This window comes from Dolichospermum circinale AWQC131C (genome assembly GCF_000426905.1).
GTDB lineage: Bacteria > Cyanobacteriota > Cyanobacteriia > Cyanobacteriales > Nostocaceae > Dolichospermum > Dolichospermum circinale.
Map to the genome: position 1 here is coordinate 15,060 of NZ_KE384634.1, position 13,633 is coordinate 28,692.

The 13,633-nt window shown below is 39.8% G+C and carries 8 protein-coding genes and 1 tRNA gene; 4 read left to right on the forward strand and 5 right to left on the reverse strand.

Annotated elements, in window-relative coordinates:
- From ACIR131C_RS0117385 to ACIR131C_RS26210, 3 genes are all read right to left on the reverse strand, one after another.
- Positions 1–867, reverse strand: an 867-nt coding sequence (locus ACIR131C_RS0117385) for an SDR family oxidoreductase (RefSeq protein WP_028091228.1), incomplete at its 3' end; no start/stop codon positions are given.
- 104 nt (positions 868–971) lie between these two features.
- A complete protein-coding gene (gene sir / locus ACIR131C_RS0117390; RefSeq protein WP_028091229.1) occupies positions 972–2,885 on the reverse strand; it encodes a sulfite reductase, ferredoxin dependent in 1,914 nt (637 codons plus the stop codon).
- Positions 2,886–3,109: 224 nt separating this feature from the next.
- A complete protein-coding gene (locus ACIR131C_RS26210) occupies positions 3,110–4,120 on the reverse strand; it encodes a helix-turn-helix domain-containing protein (protein WP_028091230.1) in 1,011 nt (336 codons plus the stop codon).
- A 440-nt stretch (positions 4,121–4,560) separates the two neighbouring features.
- On the opposite strand from ACIR131C_RS26210, the gene ACIR131C_RS0117400 reads away from it, so the two are divergent.
- The 3 genes from ACIR131C_RS0117400 (at position 4,561) to ACIR131C_RS0117410 (ending at position 8,206) form a co-directional block, all read left to right on the forward strand.
- Positions 4,561–4,634: transfer RNA gene (locus ACIR131C_RS0117400), tRNA-Arg, on the forward strand.
- A gap of 304 nt (positions 4,635–4,938) precedes the next feature.
- Complete coding sequence (gene dxs / locus ACIR131C_RS0117405) at positions 4,939–6,846, forward strand: 1-deoxy-D-xylulose-5-phosphate synthase (RefSeq protein ID WP_028091231.1); 1,908 nt, start codon at positions 4,939–4,941, stop codon at positions 6,844–6,846.
- An 883-nt stretch (positions 6,847–7,729) separates the two neighbouring features.
- On the forward strand, positions 7,730–8,206 hold the full coding sequence (locus ACIR131C_RS0117410) for a DUF1499 domain-containing protein (RefSeq protein ID WP_028091232.1): 477 nt from the start codon (positions 7,730–7,732) through the stop codon (positions 8,204–8,206).
- Between the two features lie 328 nt (positions 8,207–8,534).
- On the opposite strand, the gene typA is transcribed toward ACIR131C_RS0117410, so the two are convergent.
- Complete coding sequence (gene typA / locus ACIR131C_RS0117415) at positions 8,535–10,325, reverse strand: translational GTPase TypA (RefSeq protein ID WP_028091233.1); 1,791 nt, start codon at positions 10,323–10,325, stop codon at positions 8,535–8,537.
- Positions 10,326–10,537: 212 nt separating this feature from the next.
- Positions 10,538–11,554 (reverse strand): ribose-phosphate pyrophosphokinase, encoded by a 1,017-nt coding sequence (locus ACIR131C_RS0117420; protein ID WP_028091234.1) that lies wholly within the window; start codon positions 11,552–11,554, stop codon positions 10,538–10,540.
- Positions 11,555–12,079: 525 nt separating this feature from the next.
- Between ACIR131C_RS0117420 and ACIR131C_RS0117425 the strand changes: the two genes are divergently transcribed.
- On the forward strand, positions 12,080–13,633 hold a 1,554-nt coding region (locus ACIR131C_RS0117425; RefSeq protein ID WP_028091235.1), incomplete at its 3' end, for a serine/threonine-protein kinase.

Here is a 13,633-nt window from a genome sequence, read left to right on the forward strand (position 1 = left end):
TGATTTTAATATTTGTAATTCCTCGCGCACGGATAATGGATGATAACCTAAAGCAAAAGCCTTTGAACTATCTAAAGAAACATCTTTTGGTCTAGGTGCTGCCATTTTCACATCTTCTTGAAAACAGGATTTTAATTGATCATCAGGAAATTGCCAGATTTCAGCTAATATTCTCCCAAAATCATAACGAGAAATTCTCTCTTTTCCACCTAAATGAATAATCCCATGCACCTTTTTTAAAGCTAAAAATAGCCCTTTAGTGGCTGTATTTGCACTAACTGGAGTGCGAAATTCATCTATAAATAAATTGAGTTCTTTTCCCTCTTTCAATACTTGCATAAATTGCTGAATAAAACTTTTTGCTGTTGGTGTTTCTTTACCAAACATTAACGGCATTCGACAAATAGCTGCTTGGGGATATACTTTTAATATCCCTGCTTCAGCCGCAACTTTTTGCTCACCGTAAATGTTCACAGGTGAAACTTTATCTATTTCTCTGTAAGGTGCATTTAAACCATCAAAAACCAAGTCAGTGGAGGTAAAAGCTAAAGGTAGGGAATTATCAGCACAAAGTCCAGCCAGATCACAAGATGCTGTAACATTGATTTTATAGGATTCCTGGGGATTTATTTGACAATAATTAGGTTGAGATTGGGCTGCTGCGTGAATTACTGCATCGGGTTTGATATGATTAAATAGGTCTTTTAATTCCTGGAAGTTAGTCAAATTCACCTTCACCATTTTGATATCAGGTATTTCTAAAAAATGGCTATAATATGTACCATAAACTTCCCATTCTCCTTTTGCTAATTGGCAAAGATGCCAACCTAAAAAACCGCTAACACCCGTAATTAGGAGTTTTTGCATATATCTTTCCTTGCTGCTGAATTTTAGCATCTCTGCAATAAAAACCATACCATCATTAGTATCATCTCACGCAAAAATTTGCATCTTTGCGTGAGAATATCTAATTATGAACCTTGGAAATACTTCTCCAAGGCTTCATGTACTAAATCAGTCATCGGTCGCCCTTGTTTTTCAGCAGTTTCCCTAAGTTGCTGATAAAAATCATCTCGCAGACTTACTCTATGACGTGATTTACCGCTACTGGTAGGCTCTCCTGGTGTGTAATTAGCCACAAATTCCCTAATAGCATCAAAACCCATTCTGTGACAAAAATCGCCAAAACTTTCTTTGGGTGTCCGGGATTTTTTAAAGAAGACAAAAATCGGTTCTAGGAAACTTTCAATATCATTGTGATGCAGTTTTTCCACAAAAGGCTGGGCTAACCGAGTTTGATTTGGTGAACCACCTAACCAGACTTGATAAGATTCTACACCACTACCCACAAAACCCAATTCTGCCATATAAGGACGAGCGCAACCGTTAGGGCATCCTGTCATTCTTACCACAAAATGGTCTTTTTGTAAACCCAGTTGATCTAATAAAGCCCGGATTCTTGTTAAAATTTCGGGAATGGCTCGTTCTGATTCTGTAATTGCTAAACCGCAGGTAGGTAAAGCTGGACAAGCCATAGCATAGCGGGTTAATGCTGCTATTTGGCTGGGGTCGGCTACAACGCCACAGCGGTCGAGAATCTCTTGAATGGCTTCCTGATCCTCCGGTGCAATATCGTAAAAAATCAGGTTTTGATTACCTGTTAAGCGAATAGGCAGATTAAATTGTTCAACAATTGTCCGCAAAGCGGTTTTGAGTTGCAATTTATCATCATCTTTTACACGGCCGTTATCAATGGAAATACCTACAAACAGCTTACCATCCCCTTGTTCATTCCAGCCCAGAAAGTCTTTATATTTAAACTGAATCAGCGGTTTAAATGGTTCAAGTGGTTTACCAAAGTATTCTTCTACCTTAGTGCGGAATTTATCTACACCCCAATCATTGATTAAGTATTTTAATCTCGCGTGTCGTCTGTCCGTGCGATCACCATAATCTCGCTGTGTAGCAATTATGGCTTTCACCAGATTATATACATCATTTTTGCCTACGTAGCCAATGGGATCAGCAATTCTAGCAAAGGTTTCCTCTTTGTTATGGGTTCTACCCAAACCACCACCAGCGAAAATATTAAATCCTGCTAATGCACCTTTTTTATTGGTAATTACTACCAGGGTCAAGTCTTGGGAATATAAATCAACGGAATTATCCCCAGGAACTGTCACGCAAACTTTAAATTTCCGGGGCATATAATGAGTTCCATAGATAGGTTCTACGGAATCATGAAATATAGTACCATTACCGTTACTTTGTCGCGCTGCTTTGACATCTGGATGTTCTTCGGCGCTAATGGCTTTTTCCCCATCTAACCAAATTTCATAATAAGCACCAGTTTGGGGAGAAAGCAAATCAGCGATATTTTGGGCATATTCCCAAGCGTATTGGTATTCTGAGCGATTTTTAAAGGGGGCTGGAGGAGCCATAACGTTGCGGTTAATGTCACCACAAGCACCCAAAGTTGAACCAAGATTTTGGATAATTGTAGCGATCGCCGCTTTCAGGTTCTTTTTTAAGATACCATGTAATTGAAAACCTTGGCGAGTGGTAGCTCTGAGGGTATGATTACCATATTCATCGGCCAATTTATCCAAGGCTAAATATAGCTGTGGTGGTATTAACCCACCGGGACTTTTTGTCCGCAGCATCATTTGGTAATCTTTTTCCTGTCCCTTGACGCGGTTATCACGGTTATCTTGTTGATAAGAACCATGGAACTTGAGAATCTGAATTGCGTCTTCACTAAAGTGGGTGGTATCCTGAAGGATTTCAGTAGCCACGGGTTCACGCAAAAAGTTACTATTTTCTTTGATACCTTCTACTTTGGAAGGTTTACGGTTAGTAACAAAAGAAGCAGCAGAGTTAACCATTACGGTAGATACGTTTCTGAATAAAGCGGTAGATGAAACCGAAGTTAGGCAATTAATAGCACTTATTAGGCTAATTAAACTACTTAATTTCGGTCGGAATTATGAATATTATTTTGATTTTAACATGATGAGAGGCCAGCTTGCTGAATATAGTTTGTCGGTGGTTTTATCAAGCAGCGGTTAGAGTAGAAAACTACTCCAACCAGCAAATATCACCATTGCCTTTAAACTAAGGACAATGAGTAAACCTGACCATCAATTAACAGTCGCGTAATTCCCTTAGCTTGTAGATGATTACTAGCTTTATGAAGAACTTGACTGTCAGGAACTTTGATAACGCGATCGCGCTTTGTCGAAAAGCGTTTGGCTACTCTATGATTATCAAAAATGGGTAGAGTTTTCTGTTGATTTTCCAGACTGGGAATCAGACCTAAATCACCAAAATCCTTGAGTGGCCGAGTAATTAATTCCGCAGAGCGGTCAATTACTAAATAGCAGGTTTTTGGTAAATTAGCAACTGAAAGTGGTAAAACTTGAACAGATGCTTCTCCGTTTTTGCGTCTAGTTACTAGAGGTTTGGGAGCTTCATAGTCTTCGTCTTCAAAGTCGTCTTCCTCATCATACAAATCATCATCTAAATCATCATCATCTAAATCATCAGGTTCATCCAGCAAATCTTCATCCAAAATTTCCGCAAACAGACTTGGCTGTGAACGTCGAGTTTCCACCTCCAACTTAGGCTTGGGAATAATTGGCGTTTCTGTGGGTTTATGTCTGACAATTTCTGGGTCTTTGACAACTGGGGATTCTTTTATGACCGGAGGTTGGGGTTGTTCTACCGCTGAGGAGCGTGTTTTTACCCGCTTATTAGCCGGAATATCTTCAGAAAAATCAGGATTACCATCTACTTTTGCTGCTATGATCAACTTTTCCGGTTCTGGTGTTGATAACTCCTCATCACTGCTCAAGCCGGTAGACGCTGCTGATAGCAATATTGGTTGGTTCAACAGCGGTAATTGATCGTAACTTACCTGCGCTCTACCCTCAGGGGTTCTAGCAGCGCGTTTTAAAGATACGAGATATTCGTAATCTTCTTCTGGTAAGGTACTTTTGAGCAGTCTGCTAATTGTGGAATTGCTCACACCATAGCGTTCTGCTAAAGTGGAAGTTGTTTCCGCACTTTCTCGATATAACTTGAGAATTTCTTGTTTGTCAGAATCTGTTAGTTTTCTCACGGTAGACACCAAAATTTGTTAAGTTTGTTTGCGTCCACGGTCTTGGCGTTGAATACTCAATGATACTTCGTATTCTAGAACTATGGACTCGAACCACACGCCCATAAACAGTTAGAATACTCCTCACAAGGGCTTTGTTGATAAAGAATATGTAGTTTTCTTTAGTAGCATTACCATAGGGTATAATTACTTAATTAGTTGAGAAAGATAATTTGCCATTAACCTGGATACAAAACCAGAGTAAAATTCTGGAGTTGCATTTATATTATATTCATAGGCAATTACTCCTTAACATCACAATATATCTGAATATCGTATCTATTTTGTTTCCTAGTGTACCTCAACTCACCAATCACTTGCATCTTCTGACTGGAATCCGGAAATTTTAAATTTGCTCTTGCCTATTTCGAGAATATTAGATATAATTGTGAAGGCTTCGTGGGTACGTAGCTCAGTTGGATAGAGCATCCGCCTTCTAAGCGGACGGTCACAGGTTCGAGTCCTGTCGTACCCGTTGTCATCACGTCAGGAAAAAGCTAGTTTTTCTCTGCTTTAACCACATCCTTACTACTGCCGGAGGGAATTACAAGTTTAAAAAGCCCATTCTACAACTTTTTTGGCGGATTTTTCCCTGATTCCGAAAATCTACGGTTTTCCGGGTTGACTGGGTTTATTACGCTTATAGATACATAACTATTAAAAACGCACAAAAGTTATACTTATATAACAACATTCATGACAGTCAGATTTTAGAGTCCACCGGAAGTGGGAAAATAAAATTATGCCAAAAGAAGAGTTAGAGAGGAAAAGCTGATAATATGCACTTGAGTGAAATCACCCATCCTAACCAGTTGCATGGTTTGTCAATTCGACAGTTAGAGCAAATTGCTCGTCAAATTCGTGAGAAGCATTTACAAACCGTAGCCGCCTTTGGTGGGCATTTGGGTCCTGGTTTGGGCGTGGTAGAATTAACGCTAGGACTTTACCAAACCTTAGATTTAGACCGGGATAAGGTAATATGGGATGTCGGTCATCAAGCTTATCCTCACAAACTAATCACCGGACGCTACAGCAACTTCGACACTCTCCGCCAAAAAGACGGCGTTGCAGGTTATCTTAAACGCTGCGAGAACAAATTTGATCATTTTGGTGCAGGACACGCTTCTACAAGTATTTCCGCTGCCTTGGGTATGGCTTTAGCCCGCGACCTGAAAGGAGAAAAATTTAAAGCCGTTGCTGTCATTGGTGACGGTGCTTTAACTGGAGGTATGGCGCTAGAAGCTATTAACCACGCTGGCCACCTGCCAAAAACTAATCTGCTGGTGGTTCTTAACGACAATGAGATGTCTATTTCTCCCAATGTGGGTGCAATTCCTCGTTATCTCAATAAAATGCGTCTGAGTCCACCAGTGCAGTTTCTCGCTGATGGTATTGAAGAACAGTTAAAACATCTTCCTTTTGTCGGTGAGTCTCTTTCCCCAGAACTAGAACGCATTAAAGAAGGAATGAAGCGTTTAGCAGTTCCTAAAGTAGGTGCGGTTTTTGAAGAATTGGGTTTTACCTACATGGGTCCAGTTGACGGACATAATTTAGAGGAGTTAATTACTACATTCCAACAAGCACATCAAATTACTGGTCCTGTTTTGGTTCACGTAGTCACAACTAAGGGTAAAGGCTATGAACTCGCGGAAAAAGATCAAGTAGGCTATCATGCCCAAACTCCCTTTAATTTGGCTACTGGTAAAGCAATTCCTTCTAGTAAACCTAAACCCCCTGCTTACGCTAAGGTCTTTTCTCACACCCTAGTTAAATTAGCGGAACAAAATCCCCAAATCGTCGGTATCACAGCCGCAATGGCTACTGGTACGGGTTTAGATAAGCTACAAGCTAAACTACCTCATCAATATATTGATGTGGGAATTGCGGAACAACACGCTGTGACTTTAGCTGCGGGTTTAGCTTGTGAAGGTATGCGTCCCGTCGCTGCTATCTATTCCACTTTCCTACAACGTGCTTATGACCAGATTATTCACGATGTTTGTATTCAAAACTTACCCGTGTTCTTCTGTTTAGATCGGGCAGGTATTGTTGGTGCTGATGGTCCAACCCACCAAGGTATGTATGATATTGCTTATCTACGTTGTATTCCCAATATGGTGGTAATGGCTCCCAAGGACGAAGCAGAATTACAACGGATGGTGGTTACTGGCATTAACTACACAGATGGACCTATTTCTATGCGCTTCCCCCGTGGTAATGGTCACGGTGTCCCTTTAATGGAAGAAGGTTGGGAAGCTTTGGAAATCGGTAAGGGGGAAATTATCCGTCAAGGTGACGATGTTTTAATCGTTGGCTATGGTACAATGGTTTATCCAGGAATGCAAGCAGCCCAAATCCTCAGTGAACATGGCATTGAAGCTACTGTAATTAATGCCCGCTTTGTCAAACCTTTAGATACCGATTTGATTTTACCATTGGCTAAACAAATTGGCCGGGTTGTCACTTTGGAAGAAGGCTGTTTAATGGGGGGTTTTGGTTCTGCGGTAGCTGAAGCTTTACTTGATGCTGATATTCTAGTTCCTGTCAAGCGAATTGGTGTACCTGATATTTTGGTAGATCATGCCACACCTGACCAATCTTACACAGAATTAGGCTTGACTGGTGACCAAATTGCAGCAACAGTTTTACAAGCTTTCTTTAACAAGGAATTAGCTGCTGTGAAATAACTCACAATTCTAGAAACATTCTTAGCAATGTAGGGGCAATTTCTCACCCCTACATTAAAGATATTACAAGCGTATCCATGGACGAACCTAAGTGATCATCAAAGTCAGAATGAAGATAAATAAAGATCAAAGCTTGATTTTAAATATAAAAACCCCTTGGATTATACACCTCAATAATAGCACAAAAAGTCAAGAGGTCAATACCCTAGTAACTTCGTTCAATTATTGATAATATTCTCAATATTATTGAGAATGACCTAGCTATATTCTCGATAAACATGATAGTGGGATTTTTTTCAGAAAAAGTATTTAAAAAACTTATGAGTTTTACGAAAAACTCCAATGGTACTTTAATTAAACTTATATTATCTTTTTTGTCACCGTAAATATGAATATTTTTTCATATTTCTCCCCAAATACACTCATATTGTCTGAAACCAAATCAGGGTTCAGTATTAATATACTTATACCATTTCCTATTCCAGCGCAGTTTCAAACCTATTCCTGTATCCGATATAAGAAGGATTTCGTCCAAGACCGAAATTACCCATACATTCCCGACAAAGCAGACAAACTGAACATTGAATTGTGAAAAATTGACAAACCATAACACTAGTGATAAACTCCTGCTGTGCCTTATTAAAAAAAGCGAGAGAATACATCCCAAAGCTAGTAAAATCGTGAAAATTTAAATTTGCTTACAGCAATTTTAATGTACTTGTACCACACTTTTGTTTTATATTCCTTTCTTCCTTTGCGACTTTGCGCCTTTGCGTGAGACTTTAAAATGTGGTTTATTTACCTGAAAATCGCTGTAACTTGCCAAAATCTATCTCCAGCTAATAAAATACCTGAAGTAATAGCACATAACATCAAATAAATAATGTCCAATTCAACAAATATCAACCGACTACAAAATATTATTTTTTCGGTATTTCTAGCTCTGACGATGATTTTAATAGTTCCTGGGACTAGTTGGGCTTCTAGTTTGGGAGTGGAGTCAGGTTTTTTGAAACCTTGTCCAACTTCTCCTAACTGTGTTGTTAGTCAAAATGCTGATACTAAACACAGTATTCAACCCATTACTTATCATGTAGCGCGAGATAAAGCTAGAGAAACCTTGTTAAAAGTTCTCACTGTTGTTCCCCGCACAGAAGTTATAGAACAAGCAGATGATTATATTCATGCTATTTCTAAAAGCCGCATTTTCAAATTTGTTGATGATCTAGAGTTTTATTTCCCTAGCAATGAGTCGTTAATTCATATCCGTTCCTCATCTCGTGTTGGAGATTCTGATTTTGGTGTCAACCGCACCCGCTTAGAGCAAATTCGTTTAGCTTTAAAGGATATAAATATTTAGTTTTACCTTTTAACCTCTTTTTTCTGTGTCTGGAGTGGTTATATAAAATACATTTAAAATTCTCCATACACAGAGTCAGAATCAAAAATAAAAAAAAATAAAAATATAACCCCCTTGGATCATAACTAAATAATAGCAGAAAAAAATACTATGTCAATATCAATGGCTGAAAAAACCTATTTCCGTAAAATTATTGATAATATTCTCAATAATATTGAGAATAGCAACTGACTATTGCAAAAATGCAAATTTTATAAAAGTGGGTATTAGAAAAACTTATCTTTCTGAATTAATTAATCAGAGTGGGAAAACCCCACTCCTACAGATATTAGCGTTTAACCAATTTCTTGGACATTTTGCGAAGACGAATAGATTCTGGTGTCACCTCCACCAATTCATCTTGAGCAATGTATTCTAACGCTCGTTCCAAACTCATGTCTATGGGTGCTTGTAACTGCACAAGTTCATCACCACCAGCCGCGCGATGGTTAGTTAACTGCTTGGTTTTACAAACGTTCAATTCTAGGTCTTGGGGACGATTATGTTCACCAATAATCATACCTCTGTAAACCTTAGTTCCAGGACTGATAAAGAATGCGCCTCTATCTTCACAGTTTTTCATGGCGTAGAAGGTAGAAACACCTTCTTCAAAAGAGATTAAAACGCCTTTGTTGCGGGCTTCAATATCACCAGAAAGTGGACGATAATCAAGGAAGCTATGGTTCATGATCCCTTCACCGCGAGTCATGCGCATGAATTCACCTCGGAAACCAATTAAACCACGGGCAGGAACGATAAATTCTAATTGGGTGCGGTCTCCACCACCGGGCTGCATATCTTGCATTTCCGCTTTTCGTTGTCCCAACCGTTCGATACAGCTACCAACTGCATCGGCGGGAACGTCTAAAGCCAGAAGTTCAAAAGGTTCGCAAGGCTGACCGTTGACTGTACGATAAATTACCTGCGGTTGAGATACTTGAAATTCAAAACCCTCACGGCGCATGGTTTCTATTAATATCCCTAAGTGTAATTCACCACGACCGGAAACTAAAAATTTATCAGGAGAGTCCGTTTCTTCAACGCGCAATGCCACATTAGTTTCTAATTCCCGGAATAAGCGATCGCGTATTTGGCGAGATGTTACCAGTTTACCCTCTTGACCTGCAAAAGGGGAATCATTCACCCAGAAGGTCATTTGTAAAGTTGGTTCATCTACCTTAATTAAGGGTAAAGCCAGGGGTTCATTAGGATCTGTAATAGTTTCACCAATGTAAGCATCAGCAAAACCAGCAACTGCTACAATATAACCTGGGGTAGCTTCTTCCATATCTACCCGTCTTAAACCTTCAAATCCCATTAATTTAGTAATTTTACCTTTGACAATATTACCACTTTCTGTTACTAGAGCCGCTTGTTGTCCGGCGCGGATAGTACCATTGTGGATTTTACCAATGATAATTCGTCCTAAATATTCAGAATAATCGAGAGTAGTAACTTGCAGTTGCAGAGGTTTATTAGGGTCTCCCACAGGTGCGGGGACATGGCGGAGAACCGCATCAAATAGAGGCTGCATATCTACTGATGCCGCTTCTAAACTTTCTTTAGCGAAACCTGCCATCCCAGAGGCAAATAGATATTTAAAGTCACATTGGTCTTCATCCGCCCCTAATTCTAAGAACAGATCCAAAACCTTGTCCACAGCAACGTGGGGGTCTGCTTGTCCACGGTCAATTTTGTTAATGACGACAATAGGCCGCAGACCTTTTTCCAAAGCTTTTTTAAGGACAAAGCGGGTTTGGGGCATTGGACCTTCATTGGCATCAACAATGAGTAAACAACCGTCCACCATACCGAGAACCCGCTCTACTTCCCCACCGAAGTCAGCGTGGCCAGGGGTATCAACAATATTGATTAGAGTCTCTTTGTAGCGAACCGCTGTATTTTTAGAAAGAATAGTAATGCCTCGTTCCCGCTCCAAAGCGTTTGAGTCCATGACACAATCCGGAACGTCTTCGCCTTCGCGGAAAATGCCGGACTGTTTGAGGAGAGCATCAACTAGGGTGGTCTTACCATGGTCAACGTGGGCGATAATGGCGACGTTACGAATTGGGAGCGTCATAAATGGTTGTGGTAAACTTTAGGGTTTTTAGAGGAAGAGGTCTGGGGTTGGGATCTTTTAACAGAAGTGGGGACATTTTGCCAATTCTGTAACGAACCTTTAATAATTATAGCGTAATTGCCACAAATATGATGATGATCAAAAATGAAGAACGAAAACTTTCATTCTTCATCAGTTTGCTTCTTGCCTCTATTCCCTGCTATGATTATTAGTTAACGAAATAAACTACTGAGTGAGGTATCTTCGTGAATGCGCCAAATTGCTTCCCCAAGTAGATTAGCGACTGAAAGCGTCACCAATTGGGGGAAACGATTGTTTTCAGGAATGGGAATAGTATTAGTGACTATGACTTCCTCAAATACCCCACTGGATAACCTTTCAATTGCTGGTGGTGAAAATACAGCATGAGTAGCACAGGCATATACCTGACTTGCTCCTTCTTGACGCAGTAACTTAGCTCCTTCAGTAATCGTACCACCAGTATCAATCATGTCATCTACTAAGATGGCAGTTTTACCTTTGACATCACCAATGATATTTAATACTTCGGCGACATTATGAGCCTGACGGCGTTTGTCAATAATTGCCAGTGGAGCGTCATTTAACTTTTTGGCAAATGCTCTGGCTCGTGCTACTCCACCCACGTCCGGGGAAACAACAACAATATCCTGTAGTTCTTTGCTAATGAGATAATCTAGGATCACTGGTGAACCATAGACATGATCAAAGGGGATATCAAAATATCCTTGAATTTGTGCTGCGTGCAAATCCATAGCCAGAACTCGGTTAGTACCAGCCTCAGTGATCAAGTTAGCAACCAACTTAGCAGTGATTGATTCTCTTCCTGCTGTTTTTCTGTCAGCGCGAGCATAACCATAATAGGGAATTACTGCTGTTATCTGTCTTGCAGAAGCCCGACGACAGGCATCTATCATGATTAGTAATTCCATTAAATGGTCATTAACGGGTTGACAACATGGTTGAATTAAGTAGACATCACAACCGCGAATTGACTCTTGGATTTGAACATACAGTTCACCGTCCGCAAATCTTTTGCGAATCATCGGACCCAAGTCCATTCCCAGATAACGAGCCACCTCTTGGGATAATACCATATTAGCAGAACCAGAAAACAATCGCAAACGATTATTGTCGGGCAGTCCGGTTGTCATTGGTTGGACTGGTAAGGTTGCAGAACTCAGCACAGCAGATTCTCGAAGTACATTCATAGTATCATTGGAGATTGAGCAAATTTAACTGAAATTGAGTAAACAAATAATAGTGATCTTCACGTTAGCTCTAGGGTGGTACAACGCCTATCATTAAAAGCAACTAATGTGCAAACAATTATTTTATGATACTTGTCACCAATTAATAAACTAGTAATTGAAGATTAAATATTTATGTTATAAATCAGAAAAACCTAGCAAAATTGGCTGGTTGCCGAAAAACCTGATCATATAGGGATTAAACAGCCATTTTGACTGTTGTTGCTATAATGCTTGATTTCGTCACCTCCAATTATAGCTGTTACTATGTTCGACGCATCCTGACTAAAGGCAGAATACAAGAATAGAATAATGCAAAACTTATTTCTAGTATACACTTCCTTCTAGGCAGGTTAGCTGAGGCTAGGCAGGTTAGCTGAGGAAATTTACAAAAAGCCACAATTGAGACACTTGAGCTTGTGTTGTGGATAGATGATGTTTTTGCTAAGTTCTAGATCAGTAGCTATTATATTCAATTAATAGACCATGCAATCACCGATTACAGTTGGTACTATTCTCCAAAATCGTTACCACATTATCCATATTATTGGACAAGGGGGATTTGGTAGAACCTATCTGGCAGAAGACCAAAGACGCTTTAATGAGCTTTGTGTTCTCAAAGAGTTAATTGCTCCAGTTATGGAAACATCTACTGGAGGCAAGGAACAGGAGTTATTTGAGCGCGAGGCTGCTATATTGTATCAAATACAGCATCCACAAGTTCCCAAGTTTCGAGAAAAATTTGCCCAAAATGAAAGATTGTTTTTGGTACAAGATTTCGTAGTTGGTAAAACCTACCGCCATTTACTGAACGAACGCCAAAAGCTTGGAACAGCTTTTACAGAGATAGAAGTATTACATTTACTACGCTTTTTATTGCCTGTTCTCAGCTATATTCACAGTCAAGGAATTATTCATCGTGACATCTCTCCAGAAAACGTTATTTTACGGGAAAGCGATTCCTTACCTGTATTAATTGACTTTGGCGTAGTCAAGGAATTAGCTACTAAATTACAGTCTTCCAGCCCTAGTTCAGTGACAACTGTGGGAAAATTAGGTTACGCGCCTAGTGAGCAAATGCAAACGGGTAGGGTATATCCTAGTAGTGATTTATATGCGTTGGCTGTGACGGCCATAGTTTTGTTGACTGGGAAAGAACCAGGGGATTTATTTGATGAACAACAACTGAAATGGAATTGGCAAATATGCGTGAATGTGACACCAGGATTTGCTGAGATTCTCCAGCGAATGTTGTCTCATAAGCCGGGAGACCGTTATCAAAGTGCTACTGATGTTACTCAAGCACTGCTAAATGTAGGCCATGGGAACGCACCTGCCCCTAATAATCTATCTTACCTGCAAACTATCGCTGTCGGTAATCGTCCTGAATCTAGATCAAAAATACCTCAACAGCCAGAAATTTCATCTTCTAGTCAAAGTGCGTCTATTTTAGATCATCCTTTGGTGTTGGGAGTAATTGGTTTTATTGTGATTATTTCAGCAGGGTTTGGTTCTTGGAAATTCGTAAGTTCACTGAAAAATCAGCCGCGTTCTGCACCGGAAATTATAACAACGCCACAATCCTTTCCTTCTCCCGTTATTCCTAGTGGTAACACATTAACACCAAGCCCTAAATATACAGATACCAATAGTGAACCTGTTATTATTCGCCAAAGTCTGAAATTAGACAATTCAAACACGGTAGAAGTCGGGGGAGTGATCAGGAAAAATGATTTAATTCAATATACTTTGGAGGCTAAAGCTGGGGAAAAATTAACTGTATCTGTAAACGAAGATAGTGGTATTGTCATGAGGATTTTTAATCCTAATGGTGAAATAATTAATACTCAATATCAACAATCTACTTCCCATGAGGGAATATTGCCTGATAATGGCAGATATATTATTCAATTGGGTTTATCTAGCACAGAGTCCAAGGCTAATTATAGTTTAAATGTGGCTTTAGAACCACTGGAAACCCCTACCCCAACGGAAACCCCTACCCCAACGGAAACCCCCACCCCAACGGAAACCCCTACC